We start from the raw sequence: 22,454 nt of genomic DNA, 5'->3' as shown, positions 1-22,454 counted from the left end.
CTTTCAAAGCAACCCCCTCAAGCAAAGGACCCCGCGAGAAATCGCGGGGTTTTTTGTTGGAATAGCGGTTTGTTTGTTGTTCGCACACACGACCTAAAGGTCGCGTCGCTGCGGGCGGGCCGTCGCCCTTGCGGTCCACTGTGTGGACCGTGCTCCGCGATTACGCAGCGAGGTTGCGCCAAGCGCTTCGCCTTAATCCGCAACCACCGCTACGCCGCGTTTGATTGACAAGCATGTGGCCCCGTGACGGCGCGCGCTACAGAGCCTCAATGACCTGTTCCAGATAGGCTTGAGCAGCTTCCAAAGGTGGGCCGGTTTCGCTTTGGCCTGCACGAAATTTCAATGCTTGGACGACGATCTGATCGTCGGGGTGCTGCTCCAGCCACCATTGCCCACCTTGGGTTTTGGACACAATCTTTCCATTCGCAGCAGCATAGAGCGAACGGGCTGCATTTAGCACCGCGTTTACAATCGCCTGCTGCGTTGGCCCGGAGCGCAGATCATTCCTGTGCCATACCATCTCAGCCGCAAGCGCTGCCTTGAAGGGAGTGCGCGGAATTGCTGCCAGAACTTCGCCGCAGGGGGGCCCTGCCAAGGCCACGCCCGCCTGCCTGCATAGCTGCATGTGAACCAGAATGTCGCTGGTGCTGCCCTTGACTTCGACTTGCACCCCCACTCATGACCGGTCGACAAGGCGTATTCGAACGGCATAGCCTCAACCGGCGCCTGAACCGCGTCGCGCGTGCACAATATCAGTTCCAAACCGAAAGAGGGCACGGGTAATGCGTCGTTCTTCAACCGCGCCGTCAGCTGCGCGCGTTGCTCCCGCCCGAGGCTCCCTGCGACAACGCCCAGAATGTCGATGTCGCTCATACCGGGGCGGAAATCCCCCTGAACCGCAGAGCCATGAAGGTAGAGCGCGAGCAATTCGTCGCCCAAAACATCCCGATGCTGAGCTGCGACGGCCTCAAGATAGGGGGGTATCGGAGAACCTTTTCCGAACAGATCGACAAGGGCTTTCAAGCGCTAATCCCCCTCCCCTGATTCCAGCTCAGGTCCCTCTAAGGGATCAATCCGCATCGCCTCACCAGCCAGACTCTCCGCCTCCAGCAGCAGCTCGTCATCGACGGCGCCTTGCGGGACCGACTCGCGCCCGATCATCGTCATCACCGGCACAGCCAGCGGGCTGACCCGCTCCAGCTCTACATGGACCAATTCGTGCTGCGAGCGTTCAAGCAAATCCGCCAGACGCCCCACATCGGTCATCCGCGCGCGTGCATCGGCCCAGGCGGCCTCTAGCAGCACATGGTCGGGCTCGTATTTCTTGAGCACGTCGTAAATCAGGTCGGTTGAGAAGGTGACCTGCTTGCCGGTCTTGCGCTTGCCGGGATGCTGGCGTTCGACCAGCCCGCTGATCACGGCGACCTCTCGGAAAGCGCGACGTAGGAGGTGGCTTTCGGTCACCCACTCTGTGAATTCGTGGGAGAGAATGTCGGGTGAGAGTAAGGGCTTGGGGTCGTCGACCGGCTTCAGACCCCACACCGCCAGACAGTAATCATTCGCCACAAAGCCGCCCGGCAGCAGCCCGCGATCCTCCATCCGGCGGGTGATCAGCATGCCCAGCGATTGGTTCGCGTTCCACCCCTCGAACGTATAGTAGGTCGTGTAGTGCTTCTTCGCGTGCGGGAAGCTTTCGACCAGCAGCTCTCCGGGCCGAGGGAGCCTGCTGCGATAGTCCTGCACCTCCAGCCATTCGCGCACATCGTCGGGGAAGCGCCCCCAGCCCGCACGGTCGTCGAGCATCGCCTGCACCCGCGTCGCGAGATGCGTGGTGAGCGGCAGGCGCAGGCCTCCGTAGCTCGGGATCGTCGCGCTGGATTTCGCCGCGCGCACGATCAGGTCCATGTCCTTGATGCCTTCTGTCTCAAGGCTCAGACCTGCAAAGAAGAAGGTGTCGCCGGGGGAGAGTTGGGCGGCAAAGCGTTCCTCCACCTTGCCCAGCTGTCGCCCTTTCTTGAAGCGCACCGTCAACATCTCGGAATCGACGATGATCCCGGCATTCATCCGGTGGCGCTGCGCCTGATTGGGATGGGTGAGCCGCCAAGTGCCGTCTTTAAGCCGCACGATCCGCTTGAACTTATCGTAAGCGCGCAAGGCATAACCGCCACTCTCGACAAAGCGCAGAACCCGCTCAAACGCCTCCCGGTCAACCCAGGCATAGGCGAGCGAGGACTGCACTTCGGCGAGCAGGTCATCCTCGTGAAACGGTCCGGCGCAGGCGCAGGCCATGACATGCTGGGCGAGCACATCGAGGCCGCCTGCGCGAAAATCCTCGCCATCGCGCATGCCTTCGTCGACTGCGTCCTTAGCCGCCATGGCTTCGAGAAACTCAAACCGATTGCCGGGAACGAGCATGGCGCGGCTCGCCGTGTCCAAGCGGTGCCCTGCCCGCCCGATCCGTTGCAGCAAGCGCGAGGAGCCCTTGGGCGCGCCCATCTGGACGACCAGATCAATGTCACCCCAATCGACGCCAAGGTCGAGGCTCGCGGTGCAGACCAGCGCGCGCAATTCCCCCGCCGCCATCGCATCCTCAACCTTTCGCCGCGCCTCTTTGGAGAGGCTGCCATGGTGGACGCCGATGGGCAGGTTCTCCTCGTTCACCTCCCACAGGCATTGGAAGATAAACTCCGCCAGAAAGCGCGTATTGGTGAAGACGAGCGTCGTGCGGTTGTCCTTGATCGCCTCCATCAGCTGGTCGACCGCCCAGCGCCCGGCATGCCCGCCCCACGGCACACGCGCTTCTTCGGGGAGGAGGATTTCGACCTGCGGCTCAGCCCCGGCCTCGCCCAGCACCAGGTAAGCCGAGGCGATCTCCCCCGTGCCATCAGCGGATTGGGGCGCGAGCCATTCCTGAAAGCTGCGCGGGTCGGCGAGTGTCGCGGAAAGCGCCGCGCGCTGCATCTCCGGCGCGAGTTTCTGGAGCCGCGCCAGTGCCAGGGCCAAGAGGTCTCCGCGCTTACCGGTGGCGAAGGCGTGAACCTCGTCCACCACCACCCGCTTGAGGTTCGCAAACAAATCGGCGCTTTCCGGGTAGGAGAGCAGCAGCGAGAGGCTCTCCGGCGTCGTCAGCATCACATTGGGCGGCTTGGTCCGCTGGCGCTTCTTGCGGTCGGAGGAGGTGTCCCCGCTGCGCGTCTCAACCGTGATGGGCAGCCCCATCTCCTCAACTGGAGTGAGCAGATTGCGCTTCACATCATGGGCGAGCGCTTTGAGCGGAGAGACATAGAGCGTGTGCAAACCCTCGGGCGGCGGCTGCCGCGTGGAAGGCGCAAAGTCGCACAGGGTCGGCAGGAAACCGGCCAGCGTCTTACCCGCACCAGTATCCGCAACCAGCAGCGCGTCCTTACCCTCGCGCGCCTTGGCCAGCATTTCGAGCTGGTGCCGCCGAATACGCCACCCGCGCGCGTTGAACCAGTCGGAAATCTCCGCTGGTATTTCGGGGGGGAGCGCCGGTTCAGCTGCGCCCATCAGAAAGCGTCAGGGTTCGCGGAAGCCTCCGCCTCCGCCAGCTCCTCTTCGCTCACACCCAACAGCGCCGCCAGCTTGGTTTGCTCGTCCGCGCTGAGAGCGGAAAATGTGCGCCCTTCAGGGAATTGCGATGCCGCCTCGCCCATAGACTCCATCAGTGCAGGCATGCGCTGCATGACGGAGGGCATGATCTCGTTCATTGACGACATCACCTGCGGGTCAGCGAAGATAAGGAAGCTCTCCGCGGCATATTTCTTGCCGACCGGGGTCGAAAAATAGGCGTTGAGATCGGTCAACTCAGCCTCAGTAAAGCGCACCGCATAGGCGCGGGCAAGACCAGCGCGATAGGCGGGCTCAATCTCGATCACTACGTCCGCTACCAGCGCCATCATAAATCCGCCCATAGCCGCATTGCGATCCGCAGCAGCCGGGTCGAGCAGATCAACTGCCGCTTGCAACTTGCCTTCGTCAAGACCGGACAAGGTCGTGGGGTCAAGCCCGGTTAGCCTGCTCAACGCAATCCATGGCGTATCGCCAAAATCGCCCATCATGGCTTCCATCATCGGCGCCATGCTTTCTTCCATCATCCGGGCGTAGGTGCCTTCGGGGAACAGCTTGAGCACGACTGCCTTTGCAGCCCCAAGCCGTGCCTCTTGTTCCGGCGTGAGCGGCTCAGCCGTGCCGAACAAGTCGCCAAACATTGCGCCAAGCGCGTCGGCATCCTCTTGGGTGAGTTCGTTGGAAGCGACCTCTTGCGCGGCGAGCGGTGCGGCGGTGAGAGAGAGGGAAAAGCCAGCAGCGGCGGCCAAAAGAATACGTTTCATTCTGCGAAAGCTCCCAAATTCTATCCCATCAATGCCCAACACTCTCACCACGTTCCAGACCTGACAGAGAAAGCTGCTCGTCGATCTGGGCGATCAGGCGTTCGAGGCCTTCGGCGGTGTCGCTTTCTGCGCGGGCGACCAGCACGTCCTGCGTGTTCGAGGCGCGCAGCAGCCACCAGCCGTCCTTGGTCGAAACGCGCACGCCGTCGGTGGCGTTCACATCCTCAACCTCTGGCCCCGGATTGGTGGTCAGCCGCTCGCTCACTTCGGCGATGGCGGGGAATTTGCGGGCCTCATCCACCTGAAAGCGCATTTCCGGCGTGTTGAGCATTTCGGGGATTGCACTGCGCAGCTGCGTCACCGATTTGCCAAGCCGCGCAGAGGCCGCGAGCAGCCGGACGCCCGCATAAAGCGCATCGTCAAAGCCGTAATATTCGTCCGCGAAAAACACATGCCCGCTCATCTCGCCCGCCAGCGGAGAGCCAGTTTCCTTCATTTTGGACTTAATTAGAGAGTGCCCCGTCTTCCACATCAGGGGCTCACCGCCATGCTTCGCGACATGGTCAAACAGCACGCGCGATGCCTTCACATCGGCGATAATCGTCGCGCCAGCGTGCTTCCCGCCAGCGCGCCTAAGTAGATCTTCGGAGTAGATCATTAGCAGTTGATCACCCCAGATCACTCTACCATCCCCATCAATCGCACCTATCCGATCTCCGTCGCCGTCAAAGGCCACTCCAAAGTCGAGTCGCTTCTCAGCGACAAGCGCACGCAGATCGGTCAGGTTCTCTTCAACCGTCGGGTCGGGGTGATGGTTTGGAAAATGTCCGTCCACTTCAGTGAAAAGCAAATGATGCTCGCCAGGCAGGTGAGCGACGAGAGCCTCAAGAGCGGGGCCAGCAGCGCCGTTCCCGGCGTCCCAGCCAACCTTGAGCGAGGAGAGGGCAGCGTGATCGATCCCAGCCAATCCTTCGAGCATTCGCTCGACATACTCGCCCAGGATGTCGCGCGAAGAGACAGCGCCAGCCCCGTCTTCCCAGTCACCGACCGCAGCCAGCTCCCCCAGAGTGAGGATGTCGGCCCCAAAGAACGGACGGCCCTGAAATACCATCTTGAAGCCGTTATAATTGGGGGGATTGTGACTGCCGGTTATCTGAATGCCGCCGTCTACATCTTCGGCTGAGGCTTCCGCGTAATAGAGCATCGGCGTTGCGCCCAACCCGATCTTGACCACGTCGCAGCCGCTCGCCGTCAGCCCTTCAACCAGAGCGTGTTCGAGCATGGGAGAACTGACCCGGCCGTCATAGCCAACCGCGACTGTGGCGGCAGCGCCCTCTTTGGCCCGCCTCAAGAGAGTGCCGAAACCGCGACCGATCGCGCGCGCATCATCGGGGCCAAGCGTCTCGCCAATGATCCCGCGAATGTCGTATTCGCGCAGCACTGTGGGGTCGAAATTGTGAGTCATGAAAAGCTGTGTCCTAAACTATGTTGGCGGCAGTTTAAGCGGCGTGGATTGACCTGCCAATAGCAGCCTTGGCGCGCTTTCAGCTTTCCTCGCCGGGATCGTCTTGCTCTTCTGCTTCGATCCGTTCTTCGCGCGGAAGTTCGCTGAGCAACAGGTCGCGCGCATCGTTTGCTTCATGCACCTGCGCATTGCTTCCGCCCCGGTCAGGATGGACGCTGGCGAGCACGCGTTTGTGCGCAGCGAGGATAGTCTTGCGATCCACGCCGCGCTTCACGCCCAAAAGCTCGCGCGCATTGCGCAGCGCCTGCGCATGGGTCGGTTTCCCGTCCATATATTGCCATGGCCATTTGCCGAGCGCCCAGCGGCAAAAGATGCAGATAAGCACCAGCAGGACAGCGATTTTCATGAGCATCTTTTAGGCGGCCTCCAACGACGATCCTCGGCCACCAAAGTCTGGCAGATTCATAGACTTTAACAATGTCCGAAGCTCTTGCCGCGCGACCAAATGGCTGGTGCCAAGATCGCCCAGATGCCCCTTGTCTAGCAGGGTTAGCCCAGAAGGGAACAGCTCGCGGTAGATGACACGCTCCGACAGGCCGTGGACAACGCGGAAACCGACGCGTTTGGACATTTCGGTAAGCGCACGCTCAATGCGGGCCATGTTGCGCGCTTCGGTGTAGCCGGTGCGGTTGCGCACCACGATCCAGTCCATTTCCGGGCGCTTTTGCTCAATCGTGACCTTGCTGCGTTTGAGCCGCGCTTCCCAGATCAGCTCGGCGAAGAAGGACAGTTTCTTGACCTTGAAATTTTCGGGGTCAACCTGACCGATCAAGTCAAAGTCGACAAAGCTGTCATTCATCGGCGTCACCAGCGTGTCCGCCAGCTCCACCGCCGCGCGGGCAAGCGGATCATCACGCCCCGGATTGTCGATGATCAGGACATCGCAATCGGCTTCCAGCTTGTCGATCTTGATCAGGAGCGATTCCGGAGAGCGGCCCTTGAACACCTCGCAGGCCGGCGTCGGCAGGTTCAGCTCGCGCCGCTGCATCGTGTGGAAACGGTTCTCCATATAGCGATGCGAGGTGCGCTGGCGCGGGTCGAGATCGAGCATCGTCACCCGCGCGCCGAGATAGGACAGGGCCACCGCGATATGCACCGCGGTGGTCGACTTGCCGGTCCCGCCTTTTTCATTGGCAAAGACGATGCGGTGGGTGAGTTTGGGCTGTTGAGCCTGTTTGGCCTTGGCGGCGGGCGTGCTCTTGTCGCTCCCTTCAGGCGCTTTATCAGAAGTCATTCGAGCAGTCTTTCCCAGGCCGATTGGCGTCGTAACGTTGGCGGGAAGTAGCCGAAGGGCTAAGCACACTCAACAGGATTGGAAAGGGTGTCCCATGCAGACCGCGCATTCGCTCGATGTGTTGAGAACGCAGGTTGCAAAACTGCGCGAAGGTGGTTCGACCATCGGCCTCGTCCCGACCATGGGCGCGCTGCATGACGGGCACCTGACGCTGGTGCGCCGCGCTCGCGAAGCCTGCGATCATGTGGTCGCCTCCATCTTCGTCAACCCGACGCAATTCGGCCCGAATGAGGATCTGGACGCCTATCCCCGCCAGCTCGAAGCGGACGCGGCGATGCTGGAGGGCGAAGGCTGCGCGCTGCTTTGGGCGCCTGATGTGGCGGCGATGTATCCGCAAGGCTTCGTCACCAGCATTTCGGTCACCGGCGTCAGCGAAGGGCTGTGCGGAGCCGACCGCCCCGGCCATTTCGACGGGGTCGCAACGGTGGTGAACAAACTGTTCAATCAGGTCACCCCCGACATGGCTTTCTTTGGCGAGAAGGATTTCCAGCAGCTTGCCGTCATCCGGGCGATGGCGCGTGACCTTGACCTTACCCACCCGCACGTTCTCTCGATCATCGGAGTGCCCACTGTGCGTGAGGCGGATGGCCTCGCCATGTCGAGCCGTAACCGTTACCTTTCTCCGGAGAACCGCGCCGCCGCCGCGACTTTGCCAAGCGCGATGAAAGAGGCCATCGCCGCGGTTGAGGGCGGCGCGGATGTTGCGTCTTCTCTGGACTCACTAAAGGCAGCGCTCACCAGCGCAGGTTTCGCCAGCATCGACTACGCGACCCTAGCCGACGCAGCCTCGCTCAATCCGCTCTTAGCGCTTGACGGGAAAGCCGCTCGCCTGCTGGTCGCAGCAAGGATTGGCGGGACGCGGCTGATCGACAATATGGCGGTCGGCGCGTAAAGCCGCGCCGCGCCATGGGGTTTTTGGCGGGATTTCAGGGATAGATAATGGGACTACTCAAGCACTTCTGGGGCTCACTGCTGTTCACCGCCGCCTGTATGGCGCTGGGCGGTTGGTATGGCTGGAGCGTGCACGGGACCGTGGAAGGCGTGCTCTCAATCCTGTGGATCTGCGCGGTTCTGGCGGTGCTGGAAGTCTCGCTCTCCTTCGACAATGCCGCGGTCAACGCCTCGATCCTGAAAGACATGGACCCCGTGTGGCAGCAACGCTTCCTCACCTGGGGTATCGCGATTGCCGTGTTCGGGATGCGGATCGTCTTTCCGATCCTGATTGTGATGGTCGCAGCACAGCTTGGCCCGATTGACGCGGTGAGCTTAGCGCTGAGCGAACCGGAGGAATATCAGCGCATCGTCAGCGACGCGCATATCGGCCTGATGGGCTTTGGCGGGGCGTTCCTCGGCATGGTCGGCCTCAGCTTCTTCTTCGACGAGGATAAGGAGCTGGACTGGATCGGCCCGATTGAACGCCCGCTGGCCAAGGTCGCGGACCTTGAGGCGATGGCGATCGGCATTGTGCTCGCGGGCACGTGGGCAACCTCGACCATGCTGGCGGATGGCGACGCGCTGACCTTCATCATCGCCGCCATCGGAGGGTTGCTGACCTTTCTCGCGGTCGAGATCGTCAACCACGTGCTCGAACCGCCAACGCCCTCCACCGGAGACGTCGCCAAGGCGGGCTTTGGCGCGTTCCTCTATCTCGAAGTGCTCGATGCGAGCTTCTCTTTCGACGGCGTGATCGGAGCCTTCGCGCTCACCAACAACCTGATCATCATCGCGATTGGTCTGGGCATCGGGGCGATGTTTGTGCGCTCAATGACGATCTTCCTCGTGCGCAAGGGCACAATGAGCGAATATCGCTATCTCGAACATGGCGCGTTCTACGCGATCCTGGCGCTGGCGGTGATTATGTATGTGAACACCTTTGCGCATATCCCTGAGGTCATCACCGGCCTGATCGGAGCAACGCTGATCGGGATCGCCTTCTGGGCGTCGGTGCGGGCGAACCGGGCGGATGCGGTGGTATCGGCTCGCTAACGCTCGCATTCCAAGCCAGCCCACTCCCTCCACCCTTCCAACCGGATGCTACTCCGGAGTTATGATCCGGGTGGAAGGGTGGAGGGAGTGGGCTGGCGCGGCATCGCAGAAAAGACACTCCTGCTTGACGCAAGACTGGATTCGATGGCAAAGGCGCGCCTCCAAGAGCGGGCGGGTATAGCATAGTGGTAATGCTCCAGCCTTCCAAGCTGGCTAGAGGGGTTCGATTCCCCTTACCCGCTCCAGAGTTTCTTGCTCGCTGACGCTCGTTTCCCAGCCACCCGCTCCCTCCACCCTTCCACCCGGATGCTACTCCGGAGTGATGATCCGGGTGGAAGGGTGGAGGGAGCGGGTGGCTTGGCCCCTCACAAGCAAAACTACCATTGCATTGTGCAGCGCAGCGTTTAGCAGCACTTGCCATGCGTAATCTTACCCATCTGGAACGCCTCGAAGCCGAGAGCATCCATATCTTCCGCGAAGTCGTGGCCGAGGCTGAAAACCCGGTCATGCTCTATTCGGTCGGCAAGGATTCGTCCGTCATGCTGCATTTGGCACGCAAGGCGTTCTACCCCTCGCCGCCGCCCTTCCCCATGCTGCACGTCGCGTCCGGCTGGGACTTCAAGGCGCTGCTCGACCACCGCGACAAGACGGTGAAGGAATACGGGCTGGAGCTGATCGTGGCTGAGAACGAGGATGCCGAGGAACAGGGCATCAACCCGTTCGACACCGGCAGCGCGCTCTATAGCCAGGCCCAGCTGACCGACCCGCTCAAAAAAGCGCTCACCGCGCATGGCTTTGACGCCGCGTTCGGAGGCGGTCGCCGGGACGAGGAAAAGGCGCGCGCCAAGGAGCGTGTGTTTTCCTTCCGCACCGCTTCCCATCGCTGGGACCCCAAGAACCAGCGGCCCGAGCTGTGGAACCTCTACAACGCGAAGAAGAACAAGGATGAGAGTATCCGCGTCTTCCCGATCTCCAACTGGACCGAGCTGGATATCTGGCAATATATCGCGCTGGAAAAGATCGACATCGTGCCGCTCTACATGTCGCAAAAGCGTCCGACCGTGACGCGCGACGGCCTGATCCTGGTGGTCGATGATGATCGTTTCCGCTTTGAAGAGGGCGAGGAAGTGATCGAGCGTTCGGTCCGTTTCCGCACCCTTGGCTGCTACCCGCTGACCGGCGCGACCGAGAGTGAGGCGACCGACATGAACCTGATCATCCAAGAGATGCTGCTCGCCACCGGCTCTGAGCGTCAAGGCCGCGCGATCGACAAGGGACAGTCCGCTTCGATGGAAGACAAGAAGCAGGAGGGGTATTTTTGACCTGCCACGTTAGACACGAAGTGGCTCACGAAAGGTCAACCCCGGACTTGATCCGGGGCCTCTCGCCTCTTGCAGGAGATCCCAGCTTTCGTTGGGATGACGGAAAAGAATGACAGAACACAAAAACCATCCCAGCTTTGAAACCGACGCGCTGATTGCCGAAGATATCGACGCCTATCTCGAAGCGCATCAGCACAAGAGCCTGCTGCGCTTCATCACCTGCGGCAGTGTGGATGACGGCAAGTCGACCCTGATTGGGCGCTTGCTCTACGATTCCAAGATGATCTTTGAGGACCAGCTCGCCGCGCTGGAAAGCGACAGCGCGAAACACGGGACGCAGGGCGAAGAGATCGACTTTGCGCTGCTGGTCGATGGCCTCGCCGCCGAGCGTGAGCAGGGCATCACGATCGACGTTGCCTACCGCTTTTTCACGACCGAGAAGCGCAAATTCATCGTCGCCGATACGCCGGGGCACGAGCAATATACGCGCAACATGGTCACCGGCGCCTCGACCGCGGACCTCGCCGTTATCCTCGTCGATGCGCGCAAGGGCATATTGCAGCAGACGCGGCGGCACAGCTTCATCACCCACCTGCTTGGGATCAAGCATCTGGTGCTGGCGGTGAACAAGATGGACCTTGTCGACTATGACCAAGAGGTCTTCGACAAGATCGTCGCCGAGTATTCTGAGTTCGCCAAAGAGGTCGGCATCGAAGACTTCACCGCGATCCCGATCTCGGGCTTTAAAGGCGACAATATCACGGCCTCTCCAAGTGCGAATACGCCGTGGTATGGCGGCCCCGCTCTGATCCATCATCTGGAGACGGTCGAGCTCGCCAACACCGCCGCGCAGGAGCGGTCATTCCGCATGCCGGTGCAGTGGGTGAACCGCCCGAACCTCGACTTCCGTGGCTTTGCTGGTCTCATAACCGGCGGCTGTGTGAAGCCGGGCGATGCGGTGCGGATTGTGCCCGCAGGCAAGACGAGCACGGTGAAGACCGTGACCACGTTCGACGGCGACCTTGAAGAGGGCGTCGCGGGCCAGTCGGTCACGCTGACGCTTGCCGACGAGGTCGATTGCTCGCGCGGAGATGTCATCGCGGCTGCCGACGATCCGCCAGAGGCTTCCGACCAGTTCTGCGCCACCATCGTGTGGATGGACGAGACGGCGATGAAGCCGGGGCGCGGCTATTGGTTGAAGCTCGGCAGCCAGATGGTCACCGCGACCGTCCAACCGCCCAAGCATGAAATCGACATGGGCTCGCTCGAGCACCTTGCGGCGAAGACTTTGGAGCTCAATTCCATCGGCGTTGCGGAGTTTTCGACCGACCGCCCGATCACGTTTGAGCCCTATGCGACATCCCGCCAGCTTGGCGGCTTCATCCTGATCGACAAGTTCACCAATGCGACTGTCGGCGCTGGCATGATCGATTTCAGCTTGCGGCGCGCGCAGAATGTGCACTGGCAGTCGACCACGATCACGCGAGAAGATCACGCTGGCCTCAAGAACCAGACGCCCAAAGTGCTGTGGTTCACCGGGCTTTCGGGCTCTGGCAAGAGCACAATCGCCAACGAGGTTGAGAAGCAATTGAACCTCATGAACCGCCACACCTTCCTGCTCGATGGGGACAATGTGCGCCACGGGCTGAACAAGGATCTCGGCTTCACCGAAACCGACCGGATCGAAAATATCCGCCGGATTGGCGAGGTGGCGAAGCTGATGGTCGACGCCGGCCTCATCGTCCTCACCGCCTTCATCTCACCCTTCCGCGCAGAGCGCCGGATGGTGCGCGATATGCTGCCCGAGGGCGAATTCATCGAGGTCTTCGTCGATACGCCCTTGGAAGTCGCCGAAAGCCGAGATGTGAAGGGCCTCTACAAGAAGGCGCGTGCCGGTGAGCTCAAGAACTTCACCGGGATCGACAGCCCGTATGAAGCGCCCGAGCGCGCGGACATTCACGTCAACACGGTGGATATGACCCCGGCGGAAGCGGCGGATTACATCATCAAGCAGATCCTTCCTCTCAAATGAGTGAGCATATGACAGACGCCGAACTGGCCGCGCATTTGGCCGCTGTTGCTGGCCGCATTCTTGTCGAAGTGCGCGAGAGTGGCGTCTTTGAAGGCAAGGCGCTCGGCAAAGCGGGCGATGCGACGGCGAACGAGTTTCTGTGCCATGCTCTAAGGGCGGCGCGCCCTGACGATGGCTTGCTGTCCGAAGAGGAGAAGGATTCGACGCAGCGCCTGTCACAATCGCGCGTCTGGATCGTCGATCCGGTCGACGGCACGCGCGAATATGGCGAGAAGCGCAGCGATTGGGCGGTGCATGTCGGCCTTGCGATCGACGGCGTTGCGACCATCGGCGCTGTGGCTCTGCCGGGGCTAGACGGAGGCACTGTCCTGCGCACCGACCAGACCGCGCCGCTTGCTGACGCCGCTGCCAAACCCCGCTTTCTCGTCAGCCGCACGCGGCCTGCGAAAGAGGCGACCGCCGTGTGCGAAGCCATGGGCGGAGAGCTTGTCGGCATGGGCAGCGCGGGCGCGAAAGCCATGGCCGTGGTGCGCGGAGAGGCGGAGATTTACCTCCACTCGGGCGGGCAGTATGAATGGGACAGCTGCGCGCCGGTTGCAGTAGCGGCGGCACACGGCCTGCATTGTTCGCGCATCGACGGTTCGCCGATCCGCTACAACAATGAAGACACCTACCTGCCCGACCTGCTGATCTGCCGCCCGGAATATGCGGAAGAGGTGCTGAGGCTAGTCGCTGGTCTCTGATGAGCCAGCGCCCGCATCCATGTCCGCGTCGTCAGTGCTGCTGATCGTCAGCTTCATTGTAGCGACTTCGATTTCCACCCGTCGATTGGCCGCGCGGCCGTCTTCATTGGGGGAACCATCAGGGAGAGCGTTGGGCGCGACCGGGTTCTGCTCTCCGAATGCGATGACAGAGATGCGGTCTGCATCCACCCCATTGCCGATCAGCCATTCGGCAACGGCAAGGCCGCGCGATTGAGACGCATCAAGATTGGCCTTATCCGTTCCAGCTGAATCGCTGTGCGCGCGCAGCGTGATGGGGAAGCCCAGCGCCAACTGTTCGTACTCAAGCAAACTTTCCAAAGCAGCCACAGCGTCAGCGTCGAGCTGATCACCCCCGCCGGGAAACCCAATCGTGGTCTTCAACGGTGGGAGCGGCGTTGCAGGCTCTGTATCCTCACCCTCATCCGGGCGCAGGATCGAGACAGGTTCAGGCCCCTCAAACTCGATGACCGCTGTCTCTTCCTCCATCGCCGGATCTTCCTCCGCTTCTTGCACGCAGGCGGCAAGCGCTAGGAGAGCGGCCAGGGTCAGGGGCAGTGTCAGGATGGGGCGAGCGTGATGCATGGGCAGCGGTCTAATCATGTCGGTTGAGGTTTGGAACTGGACTTATCTGAACTATCCGCAGTCGGCGCAGCGACGGGCTTGGGCGGCGCAAAAGTCACGATAGTGTCGCCTGCACGCGGTATCGGCGTCGCGGCGTGGGTGAAGAATCGCAAGGTGCCGCTCTTGCGCACCAGCAGCAGCATGGTCGCGCTGTCGGGGAGCTTTTCCTGCGCGTCCTCAAAGTCGAATTCGTCAGACAGCTTGGTCTTCTTGAAGACCCAGCCCTTCTGACGCTTGGCATTGACCTCGGACACGCCCATCCCGTCGGTGAACAGCGCGCGGCCCCTGATGCTCTCAGGCAAAGCGTGGCGGTCACTTTCCTCAACATTGTCGCCCAATTGATAGACCATGTCTCGGCCCATCTCATGCGCGAATTCGTTGCAGACGAGCGCGTTATAGGCCTCATTATCGGTCGCAGCGACCAACACCTGATAGGGCGATAGGTCGAGATTATGCTCGGTCGCCTCGTTCAGGATTTCGCCGTGATAAAAGGGCAGCCCCTCGCGCCGCGCCGCGCCGAGAGCCTGCCAGCTCTGATCCACGACCATGACCGGAGTTTTGAGCTCCTCCATCTGCTTGGCGAGCGCGATCGACCACGGAGTTGAGCCGACTATCAAGAGGCCGGGGCGGGACTTGCCCTTCACGCCAAGCCAGCGCGCCACCGGCTCAATCGTAAAGCCATGCGCGATGACGGTGACGACGACCACGGCAAAACTGAGACCAATCAGCAATTGCCCGCCGGCAATGCCAATATCCTCAAGCCGCAGAGCAAACAGGCCAGAGATAGCCACCAGCACGATCCCGCGCGGGGCAATCCAGGCGACGAACAGCCGCTCCTTCCACGGAACATCGGTGCCCAGCAGGCTGATCAGCACGGTCGCCGGGCGGACGAGGAACAGCAGTGCGAGCAGGAACAGCATCAGCCGCAGGCCCTCAGGCTCAAGCGGGTTCAAGACCTTCAGCTCCTCAAGCGAAAGGCTGGAAGCCAGCAGGATGAAAATGCCCGAGACGAGCAGGACCGCGATGTTCTCCTTGAAGGGATGGATCGATCGCATTGACGACACTTCGCGATTGGCAAGCGTGATGCCCATGACCGTCACCGCGACAAGGCCCGCTTCATGCTCGATCTGGTTGGTGAGGACGAAGACGCCGATCACAGTGGTGAACAAGACGGGCACCTTGAGATATTCCGGGATCGCTCCGCGTGGGAAGAGGTAGGCGACAAGACGCGCCGCGGCATAGCCAATCAGGCCAGCGAGCAGCGCGGCAATGATCAGTGGAGGCACGACGTCGACCACCGAAGCGCCCGGATTGTCGCTCAAGAGCCGGAAATATTCGTAGGCGATCACCGCGCATAAAGCGCCGGTGGGATCGTTGACGATGCCTTCCCATTTCAGGATCGAATTGGGCCGGGTCTGGATGTTCGCTTGGCGCAAGAGAGGGATGACGACCGTTGGCCCGGTGACGATCAGAATGCCGCCGAACAGCACCGCGGCTGGCCAGACGAGGTTGCCGATATAATAGGCCGAGAGCGTGCCCAGCGTCCATCCGACCAGCACGCCGACAGTGGCCAATCGCCAAACGGCTTTGCCCGAGTGTCGGAGCTCTTTGAGATCGAGGCTCAGCCCGCCCTCAAACAATATCAGCGCCACCCCGACGCTGATCATTGGGTCGAGCATGTCTCCAAAGGCGGCCTCCGGATCGATCAGCCCGGTGATCGGCCCGGCGATAAAGCCCGCCGCCAGCATCAGCACAATCGCCGGCCAGCCAGTCCTCCACGCAATCCACTGCGCGCCAACGCCCAAGGCGCCCACGGCAGCGATGACAATGGCTTGGCTTTCCATAGCGATAGGGCTTGGGTCTCCTGAAGTGTGCGGACGCTTAAACGAAAAGCGCCCCATCATCCACTAAAGGGACGATGGGGCGCCTCAAAAAACTATGCTTAGAGGGATGCCCCTGTAAGCGAAGGCTTATTTCTTCGGCTTCATGCCTGCCCAGATGCGCTTGTAGGACAAGAACGCAAGGCCGGTCGCAAAGGCCAGGAACAGGATCACGAACCAACCGGTTTGCTTGCGCTGGATCAGCGAAGGCTCAGCGGTCCAGGTCAGGAACGCAGCCACGTCCTGCGCCATCTGCTCTTCCGTTGCTTCCGTGCCGTCAGCATAGGTGATGAGACCATCCATCAGCTGCGGCGGCATGGCGATGTTAATGTTGTAGAAGTGCTCGTTGAAATAGAGCCCCGGACCGGTCGTGAAGTCAGGCGAGATCGCCAGATCTTCTTCGCTCGGCTCGGTGTAGCCCTGCATCAGCGAGTAGATGTAGTTGGTGCCGTCCTTGCGCGCCTTCACCATCAGCGAAAGGTCAGGCGGAAGCGCGTTGTTGTTGAAAGCGCGTGCTTCAACGTCGTTGGCGTAAGGCGATGGGAACTGGTCGGTCGGGAGACCCGGACGCGTGATGGCCGAACCATCCTTGTCATCGATCCCCGGAACCTGCCAAGTTGCCGCCTCTGCGCGCACTTCGTCTTCGGTGTAGCCGAGCTGCTCCAGATTGCGGAACGCCACATATTTGATCGAGTGGCAGGCCGAGCAGACCTCTTTGTAGACCTGATAACCGCGCTGCAATTGCTGCGTGTCCCAGGTGCCCATCGGCCCTTCAAAGGAGAAGCCGCCCTCTGGCGTCAGGTTTGGTTCCTGAAACGCATAATAGTCAGGCTTTTCAGGCGAGGCGTAATTGATCAATCCGGGCAGCAGCGACCACAACACCAGAATGGCGGTGAGGGCTATGCCGAAAATGATGCCTCCAAGACGAATGGTCATGACCTGTCTCTTTCTATTTGTCGGGTCAGTATTGGGTTAGCTCGAACGATCACTCAGCCGGCTGCGGAACCGCACCGCCAGTGTCACCGGCAGGTTTCGTCGTAGCTGCCGGAGCATCTGCGTCCTTGCCGAGCACCGCTTCGGTGATCGAGAAAGGCAGCGGCTTGGGAACTTCGATCTGGCTGATGATCGGCAGGATCACCAGGAAGTGCGCGAAGTAATAGGCCGTGAAGATCTGGCTCAGCACGATGAAGGGCTCTTCCGGCTTGGCACCGCCCAGATAGAACAGAGCAGCCATGGTCGGGATAAGACCGAACCAGAAGAACTTCTTGAACAGCGGACGATAGCTGCCCGAACGCACCGGGCTCTTGTCGAGCCATGGCAGGAAGAACCACACCAGGATCGATGCGAACATCGCGATGACGCCCAGCAGCTTGGCTTCGATCAGAACTATGCCGGTGAACGGGATCGTCAGGTCACCGGTGAAGGCGCGCAGGATCGCGTAGAACGGATAGAAGTACCACTCAGGCACGATCAGCGCCGGGGTCGAGAGCGGGTTCGCCTCAATCCAGTTGTCCGGGTGACCCAGAGCATATGGACCGAAGAACACGATCGCGGCGAAGAAGATCAGGAACAGCCCCAGGAACCAGCCATCTTTGGCGGTGTAATAGGGGTGGAACGGAACCGTATCGCTTTCCTTCTTCACTTCGACGCCGGTCGGGTTCGACGAACCCGGAATGTGCAGCGACCAGATGTGGAGGATAACCACACCGGCGATCACAAACGGCAGCAGGAAGTGCAGCGAGAAGAAGCGGTTGAGGGTCGAGTTGTTCGGCGCAAAGCCGCCAACCAGCCAGGTCTGCAGCGGCTCACCCACCAGCGGGATCGCGCCAAACAGGCCGGTAATCACTTTCGCGCCCCAGAAGCTCATCTGGCCCCATGGCAGCACGTAACCCATGAAAGCGGTCGCCATCATCAGCAGGAAGATGACCACGCCGAGCAGCCAGATCATCTCACGCGGAGCTTTGTAGGAGCTGAAATAAAGGCCGCGGAAAATGTGCAGATAGATGACGATGAAGAAGAAGCTCGCCCCGTTGGCGTGCGCGTTCTTCATCAGCCAGCCGTAATTCACGTTGCGCATAATGTGCTCGATCTGAGCAAAAGCGACATCCGTGTTCGCGGCATAGTGCATTGCAAGGACAACGCCGGTCACAATCTGGAACATCAGGAAGAACCCGGCGAGCACGCCGAAATTCCACATATAGTTCAGGTTGCGCGGCACCGGATAGCCAGCACCCACTGCGTTATAGACGAGGCGCGGCACAGGCAGCTTTTCGTCCATCCACTTGGTGAAGGCGTTTTGCGGTTCGTAATTCTTAGCCCAAGCAAAGCTCATGATGCTCTCTTACGTTTGATCTGCGTATCTAGGTTTAGTGACTGAAACTACGAGAGATCAGCCAACGCGGATGACGGTTTCCGACTGGAATTCAAATTCCGGCACAGCAAGGTTGGTCGGCGCCGGGCCTTTGCGAATGCGACCGGCCGCATCGTAGTGCGAACCGTGGCAGGGGCAGAAGTAACCGTTGAACTCACCCTTGTCCTCGCCCTGACCAGCGCCCAGCGGCACACAACCAAGGTGCGTACACACGCCAAGCTGGATCAGGATATCTTCATTGCCTTCACCAAGACGCTCTTCAAGGGTCTGCGCATCACGCAGGGAAGCGGCGTCGACGGCGGCCATTTCGGCGATTTCTTCAGCGGTCATGCGCTTCACGAAGAGCGGCTGATCGCGGAAGGTTGCCTTGATCGACTGACCCGGCTCGAGCGCGGAGACATCGACATCGGTCGTACTCGCGGCGAGAACGTCAGCGGTAGGCGCCATCTGCGAAGCCAGCGGAATAACAACCGAAGCAGCGCCAACGCCGGCGGTGCTGAGTGCTGCAATGTGGATCCAGTCGCGGCGGCGGACACCTTCTTCAGTGCCGTTTTCGGTGCTGGTGCCTTCTGCAGTAGAAGCCATGATAAAGTACCCTGCTCAATTGGCCGCAGCGGACTGTTATCCGTAGCGGCTAAACTGTTTCGCTCGCTCTGATGATCCCAGATCAAGCTATTGGTGATGTGGCGGTCTAACGCGCCAGAGGCACGCCGGTTCCACAAGCTGCGCGGCATATACGGCAAATTTCCGCGAATCCAACCGTGTTTTGAGCACTGCGTGTTCGCTGGCGTGCAAGTGCTTGTTCCTACACATGGCTCTGATTGTCGCGTAATGCGGTTTTGTGCGTAACTATGGAGTAACGGCGATCAGCGAAAGCTGCCGACCATAGTTTGGCTCTCCGCGATGGGTGGCGCGGCGGTAGGAGTGATAGCGATCCTCCATCGCATAGGTGCAATGGCCAAGATCGACCGCCTTGCCCACACCCGCTTTTGCCAGCCGCGCAAGGATGTAGGCAGGCAGATCGAAGTGCCAACGCGCCACGCCTTCACGCATTGCAGCCGGGGCAAAATGCGCCTCATCCTCAGGCGTGAAGTGAGTGCGGAAGCCTGCATCGACCTCGTAATTTTCCTTGGAAATTGTGGGGCCTAGCACGGCAGAGATGCGATCCGGGCGCGCGCCGAGGGTCTCCATCGCCGCTATCGTGTTTTCGAGAATACCGCCCTGCGCGCCGCGCCATCCGGCATGGGCGGCGGCGACAATGCCGGCCTGTTTGTCAGCCAGCAAAACCGGCCCGCAATCGGCGGTGACTATGCCCAGAACGATGCCCTTTTGCGCGCTGACCACGGCGTCTGCGACAGGCCGTCCGGTGGCGGTGTCGGCCCAAGCTGGCGTGTGATCCGGGCCGATCGTTACGACATCGGCCGAGTGCACCTGATGGGGCGTGAGCAAGGGCGCGCCGGGCACAATCGCGCTCGCCGCAGCGGCCCGAGTGGAAGCGATCTCCCGCTCGTCTCCGGGTCCCCCATAGCCCATTTGGCCTACGCCAATTGCGGCGGGATCATTTGCGCCGAAGAAGCCATGCGGCACGCCTTCGAACGCGTCGCAGAGGGTGAATGGGAGGATGGGGTCGCCTAAATCAGCCATCCAAGCTGCGCGAAACCTGCTCAAACGTGTCGCGCGACAGGTTCTTGGCCGCCGCAATCCGCTCCAGCTCACCCTTCATAAGAGCCGCACGTCCCGGCTCGATCCGCCGCCATTTGCCAAGCGGCGAAACAAAGCGCGCCGCCGTTTGCGGATTGATCGGATCCAGCGCGAGGATGACATCCGCGATCAGCGCATAACCCGAACCGTCCGCCGCATGGAAAGCCGAAGGATTGCCCGCAAAGGCCATGTAGAGCGAACGCACGCGGTTGGGATTGCTCATGGTGAAGTCAGGATGCTCAGCCAGCGCCTTGACCTGCGCGAGTACATCCGGGTGGAGCGAGAAGGCCTGGGTCATAAACCACTTATCGATCACCAGATCGTTGCCTTTGTAGCGCGCGTAGAAATCGGCGAGCTTTGCCTCACGCTGCGGGCTTTCCAAACTGGACAGCACGCTCAAGGCACCCTGCCGGTCGGTCATATTGTCCGCGGCGTTATATTGCGCCGCCGCCAGCTCCGCCGCGCGATCCGGGAAGGCGGCTGCGATCATGCCGAGCGCGGTCGACTTGACCTTGCGCGCCCCTCGACCGTTCGGATCGTCGAAAGCAACAGCCGAAGTGCGAGCATAGAGCGCTTCGAGTTCGTCCTTGAGAGCCGTGGCAATCGCGGTCTTCAACTGCTCGCGAGCTTCATGGATCGCGCCGGGGTCGGCCTTGTTCTCACCAGAAGCCATCGCTTCGAACAGATAGGTCTCGCTCGGCAGCAGCATCAGCTCGCCCAGCATCGCGTCGTCGAGAGCTTCGTCGGTTAGGATCGAGCGCATCGCAGCGATGATCGAAGCCTCGCCTGCCGGATCGACAGTGCCCCGCGCCGCGGCAACAAGGTGCCCAACCGCCAGCTCCTGCAAGGCCTCATACCGCGCAAAGGGATCGTCATCATGCGCGGCGAGGAAGACGAGGTCGTCTTGGCTCAAAGCACGTTCGATGATGACCGGCGCGGTGTAGCCGCGATTGATCGAGAGGACGGGGTCGGGGCCGACCAACGGCAGTTCGAAGGTCTGCTCGGCTTCATTCAGCACGATCAGCGTTTCAGCTCCCAGCGCCTCACTGCTGCGAGAATGCACCGCGACCCGCAGCGGGATCACCATCGGCTGCTTGTCGGGCTGTCCCGGAGTGGCGGGAATGGTCTGCGTAAGATGCAGCTTGAGCGTGTCGCCCATAACCTCTTGGCTGACCTGCACAGTCGGCGTCCCGGCCTGCCGGTACCAATTGCGGAACTGGGTGAGGTCGATCCCCGCGCCATCCTCGATCGACTTGATGAAGTCCTCACACGTCGCCGCCTCGCCATCGTGGCGGTCGAAATAGAGATCGGTGCCTTTGCGAAAGCGCTCGGCCCCAGCCATGCTGCGCATCATGCGGATGACCTCGGCGCCTTTGTTGTAGACGGTCGCGGTGTAGAAGTTCGAGATTTCGCGGTAGCTGTCCGGGCGGATCGGGTGGGCGAGTGGCCCTGCATCCTCAGGGAATTGCGCCGCGCGAAGGATGCGCACATCCTCAATCCGCTTGACCGCTTCCCCGCGCATGTCTTGGCTGAACAGCTGGTCGCGCAGCACGGTAAAGCCCTCTTTCAAGGACAGCTGGAACCAGTCGCGGCAGGTGATGCGGTTGCCGGACCAATTGTGAAAATATTCGTGCGCGATGACGCCTTCGACCCCGTCAAAGTCGGCATCGGTCGCGGTGTCCTGATCGGCGAGCACGTATTTGGTGTTGAAGACGTTGAGGCCTTTGTTCTCCATCGCCCCCATATTGAAGTCGCTCACCGCAACGATGTTGTAGAGGTCGAGGTCATATTCGCGCCCGAACGTCTCCTCATCCCATTTCATCGACAGCATCACGGATGCAAGCGCGTGGCCGGTGCGCGGCAGGTCCTCCTCGCGGACCCAGATGTTGCAGGTGGCCTCGCGGCCATTCATCGTGGTGAAGGTGCCGGAATTGGCTTTGAGGTCGCCCGCAACCAGCGCGAAGAGGTAGGACGGTTTGGGCCATGGGTCGAACCACTCGGCGAAGTGGCGGCCATCGCCTAGCTCACCGGTCGCTTCTTCATTGCCGTTGCATAGCAGGATCGGGAAAAGCGCTTTGTCTCCCTCCATCCGCACGCGGTAGGTGGAGAGGACATCGGGCCGGTCGGGGAAGAAGGTGATGCGGCGGAAACCCTCTGCTTCGCACTGGGTGCAGAGCATGCCGTTAGAGGCATAGAGGCCCATCAGCTGGGTGTTGGCGCTGGGGTCGATTGTGGTGACAATCTCAACCGTGTGTTTCTCGCCCGGCAAGGTCAGGGCAAGGTCCGGCCCATCCATCTCCCAAGCATCGCTGAGGGAGCCATCAACTTTCACGCTCTTAGCTGTGAGGCCATCGCCATCCAAGCGCAGCTGAGGCGAGGCATCCGCCTTCGGATTGCGCTCGACAGTGAGCGTGGCGGTAACGGTCGTCTCTTTGATGCCGAGGTCGAAGTGCAGCTGCGTCGTCGGCACGTTCCACGGGAAAGGCTTATAATCCTTGCGCAGGATGATCGGAGGCTCCGCCGGCGTAGGTGCGGCTTCGGGGGCGATTGAGTCGTGGGCAATATCCATGGCGACAAGATTTAGATTGATTTGCGTGTCCGGCAAG

At 61.0% G+C, this 22,454-nt stretch carries 18 protein-coding genes, 1 tRNA gene and 1 pseudogene; 6 read left to right on the top strand and 14 right to left on the bottom strand.

Annotated features, from left to right (window positions below; genetic code table 11):
* Positions 1 to 256: 256 nt before the first annotated feature.
* From AC0V6X_RS14235 to AC0V6X_RS14205, 7 genes and pseudogenes are all read right to left on the bottom strand, one after another.
* On the bottom strand, positions 257 to 670 hold the full coding sequence (locus tag AC0V6X_RS14235; protein WP_486185201.1) for an aminoglycoside adenylyltransferase domain-containing protein: 414 nt from the start codon (positions 668 to 670) through the stop codon (positions 257 to 259).
* Positions 671 to 837: 167 nt separating this feature from the next.
* Positions 838 to 927 (bottom strand): annotated as a pseudogene (locus tag AC0V6X_RS14230) (nucleotidyltransferase domain-containing protein); the annotation flags it as partial.
* A 99-nt stretch (positions 928 to 1,026) separates the two neighbouring features.
* A complete protein-coding gene (locus AC0V6X_RS14225) occupies positions 1,027 to 3,528 on the bottom strand; it encodes a ligase-associated DNA damage response DEXH box helicase (RefSeq protein ID WP_486185200.1) in 2,502 nt (833 codons plus the stop codon).
* The gene (locus AC0V6X_RS14220; protein ID WP_486185199.1) at positions 3,528 to 4,352 is read right to left on the bottom strand and encodes a DUF2059 domain-containing protein; all 825 of its coding nucleotides are present in this window, start codon (positions 4,350 to 4,352) and stop codon (positions 3,528 to 3,530) included. Before AC0V6X_RS14220 ends, AC0V6X_RS14225 begins: the two co-directional genes overlap by 1 nt.
* A gap of 28 nt (positions 4,353 to 4,380) precedes the next feature.
* Positions 4,381 to 5,817, bottom strand: a complete 1,437-nt coding sequence (pgmG, locus tag AC0V6X_RS14215; protein WP_486185198.1) for a phosphoglucomutase/phosphomannomutase PgmG — start codon at positions 5,815 to 5,817, stop codon at positions 4,381 to 4,383.
* Positions 5,818 to 5,896: 79 nt separating this feature from the next.
* Positions 5,897 to 6,229, bottom strand: coding sequence for a J domain-containing protein (locus tag AC0V6X_RS14210; protein WP_486185197.1), 333 nt, complete (start codon positions 6,227 to 6,229; stop codon positions 5,897 to 5,899).
* Positions 6,230 to 6,232: 3 nt separating this feature from the next.
* Positions 6,233 to 7,111, bottom strand: a complete 879-nt coding sequence (locus tag AC0V6X_RS14205) for a division plane positioning ATPase MipZ (protein WP_486185196.1) — start codon at positions 7,109 to 7,111, stop codon at positions 6,233 to 6,235.
* 94 nt (positions 7,112 to 7,205) lie between these two features.
* Here AC0V6X_RS14205 and panC point away from each other — a divergent pair, with 94 nt between their 5' ends.
* The 6 genes from panC (at position 7,206) to AC0V6X_RS14175 (ending at position 13,254) form a co-directional block, all read left to right on the top strand.
* Positions 7,206 to 8,063: a pantoate--beta-alanine ligase gene (gene panC, locus AC0V6X_RS14200; RefSeq protein WP_486185195.1), complete on the top strand. Its 858-nt coding sequence runs from the start codon at positions 7,206 to 7,208 to the stop codon at positions 8,061 to 8,063.
* A gap of 47 nt (positions 8,064 to 8,110) precedes the next feature.
* Positions 8,111 to 9,157: a DUF475 domain-containing protein gene (locus AC0V6X_RS14195; protein WP_486185194.1), complete on the top strand. Its 1,047-nt coding sequence runs from the start codon at positions 8,111 to 8,113 to the stop codon at positions 9,155 to 9,157.
* A 171-nt stretch (positions 9,158 to 9,328) separates the two neighbouring features.
* A tRNA-Gly gene (locus AC0V6X_RS14190) sits at positions 9,329 to 9,402 on the top strand.
* A gap of 138 nt (positions 9,403 to 9,540) precedes the next feature.
* Positions 9,541 to 10,479 carry a sulfate adenylyltransferase subunit CysD gene (cysD, locus tag AC0V6X_RS14185; RefSeq protein ID WP_486185193.1) on the top strand — a complete coding sequence of 313 codons (939 nt, stop codon included), beginning with the start codon at positions 9,541 to 9,543 and terminating at the stop codon, positions 10,477 to 10,479.
* A gap of 109 nt (positions 10,480 to 10,588) precedes the next feature.
* Positions 10,589 to 12,511 carry a sulfate adenylyltransferase subunit CysN gene (gene cysN, locus AC0V6X_RS14180; protein ID WP_486185192.1) on the top strand — a complete coding sequence of 641 codons (1,923 nt, stop codon included), beginning with the start codon at positions 10,589 to 10,591 and terminating at the stop codon, positions 12,509 to 12,511.
* An 8-nt stretch (positions 12,512 to 12,519) separates the two neighbouring features.
* Positions 12,520 to 13,254, top strand: a complete 735-nt coding sequence (locus tag AC0V6X_RS14175; RefSeq protein ID WP_486185191.1) for a 3'(2'),5'-bisphosphate nucleotidase CysQ — start codon at positions 12,520 to 12,522, stop codon at positions 13,252 to 13,254.
* On the opposite strand, the gene AC0V6X_RS14170 is transcribed toward AC0V6X_RS14175, so the two are convergent.
* The 7 genes from AC0V6X_RS14170 to pepN form a co-directional block, all read right to left on the bottom strand.
* Positions 13,237 to 13,857: an OmpA family protein gene (locus AC0V6X_RS14170; protein WP_486185190.1), complete on the bottom strand. Its 621-nt coding sequence runs from the start codon at positions 13,855 to 13,857 to the stop codon at positions 13,237 to 13,239. The genes AC0V6X_RS14175 and AC0V6X_RS14170 overlap by 18 nt on opposite strands.
* A gap of 14 nt (positions 13,858 to 13,871) precedes the next feature.
* A complete protein-coding gene (locus AC0V6X_RS14165) occupies positions 13,872 to 15,740 on the bottom strand; it encodes a cation:proton antiporter (RefSeq protein WP_486185189.1) in 1,869 nt (622 codons plus the stop codon).
* 126 nt (positions 15,741 to 15,866) lie between these two features.
* Positions 15,867 to 16,712 (bottom strand): cytochrome c1, encoded by an 846-nt coding sequence (locus AC0V6X_RS14160; protein ID WP_486185188.1) that lies wholly within the window; start codon positions 16,710 to 16,712, stop codon positions 15,867 to 15,869.
* A 49-nt stretch (positions 16,713 to 16,761) separates the two neighbouring features.
* Positions 16,762 to 18,108: a cytochrome b gene (locus AC0V6X_RS14155; protein ID WP_486185187.1), complete on the bottom strand. Its 1,347-nt coding sequence runs from the start codon at positions 18,106 to 18,108 to the stop codon at positions 16,762 to 16,764.
* A 57-nt stretch (positions 18,109 to 18,165) separates the two neighbouring features.
* Entirely contained in the window at positions 18,166 to 18,732 is a 567-nt protein-coding gene (gene petA / locus AC0V6X_RS14150; protein WP_486185186.1) for a ubiquinol-cytochrome c reductase iron-sulfur subunit, read from the bottom strand.
* Between the two features lie 264 nt (positions 18,733 to 18,996).
* Entirely contained in the window at positions 18,997 to 19,791 is a 795-nt protein-coding gene (gene pgeF / locus AC0V6X_RS14145; RefSeq protein ID WP_486185185.1) for a peptidoglycan editing factor PgeF, read from the bottom strand.
* Positions 19,784 to 22,417 carry an aminopeptidase N gene (gene pepN / locus AC0V6X_RS14140; protein ID WP_486185184.1) on the bottom strand — a complete coding sequence of 878 codons (2,634 nt, stop codon included), beginning with the start codon at positions 22,415 to 22,417 and terminating at the stop codon, positions 19,784 to 19,786. The genes pgeF and pepN overlap by 8 nt, the downstream gene beginning before the upstream one ends.
* Between the last annotated feature and the right edge of the window lie 37 nt (positions 22,418 to 22,454).

The sequence above is a fragment of the Erythrobacter sp. S267 genome, from assembly GCF_057365045.1.
Note: the sequence above shows the minus strand (reverse complement) of the source record. Positions and strands in the feature narration are given on the sequence as shown.

Bases quoted from the DNA above. Each gene is read 5' to 3' on its own strand.
- AC0V6X_RS14160 (WP_486185188.1), bottom strand. From the start codon at position 16,712: ATGACCATTCGTCTTGGAGGCATCATTTTCGGCATAGCCCTCACCGCC.
- cysN (WP_486185192.1), top strand. From the start codon at position 10,589: ATGACAGAACACAAAAACCATCCCAGCTTTGAAACCGACGCGCTGATT.
- AC0V6X_RS14210 (WP_486185197.1), bottom strand. From the start codon at position 6,229: ATGCTCATGAAAATCGCTGTCCTGCTGGTGCTTATCTGCATCTTTTGC.
- pepN (WP_486185184.1), bottom strand. From the start codon at position 22,417: ATGGATATTGCCCACGACTCAATCGCCCCCGAAGCCGCACCTACGCCG.
- AC0V6X_RS14175 (WP_486185191.1), top strand. From the start codon at position 12,520: ATGACAGACGCCGAACTGGCCGCGCATTTGGCCGCTGTTGCTGGCCGC.
- petA (WP_486185186.1), bottom strand. From the start codon at position 18,732: ATGGCTTCTACTGCAGAAGGCACCAGCACCGAAAACGGCACTGAAGAA.
- pgeF (WP_486185185.1), bottom strand. From the start codon at position 19,791: ATGGCTGATTTAGGCGACCCCATCCTCCCATTCACCCTCTGCGACGCG.
- panC (WP_486185195.1), top strand. From the start codon at position 7,206: ATGCAGACCGCGCATTCGCTCGATGTGTTGAGAACGCAGGTTGCAAAA.
- AC0V6X_RS14170 (WP_486185190.1), bottom strand. From the start codon at position 13,857: ATGCATCACGCTCGCCCCATCCTGACACTGCCCCTGACCCTGGCCGCT.
- AC0V6X_RS14205 (WP_486185196.1), bottom strand. From the start codon at position 7,111: ATGACTTCTGATAAAGCGCCTGAAGGGAGCGACAAGAGCACGCCCGCC.
- AC0V6X_RS14225 (WP_486185200.1), bottom strand. From the start codon at position 3,528: ATGGGCGCAGCTGAACCGGCGCTCCCCCCCGAAATACCAGCGGAGATT.
- AC0V6X_RS14195 (WP_486185194.1), top strand. From the start codon at position 8,111: ATGGGACTACTCAAGCACTTCTGGGGCTCACTGCTGTTCACCGCCGCC.
- AC0V6X_RS14165 (WP_486185189.1), bottom strand. From the start codon at position 15,740: ATGGAAAGCCAAGCCATTGTCATCGCTGCCGTGGGCGCCTTGGGCGTT.
- AC0V6X_RS14155 (WP_486185187.1), bottom strand. From the start codon at position 18,108: ATGAGCTTTGCTTGGGCTAAGAATTACGAACCGCAAAACGCCTTCACC.
- AC0V6X_RS14220 (WP_486185199.1), bottom strand. From the start codon at position 4,352: ATGAAACGTATTCTTTTGGCCGCCGCTGCTGGCTTTTCCCTCTCTCTC.
- pgmG (WP_486185198.1), bottom strand. From the start codon at position 5,817: ATGACTCACAATTTCGACCCCACAGTGCTGCGCGAATACGACATTCGC.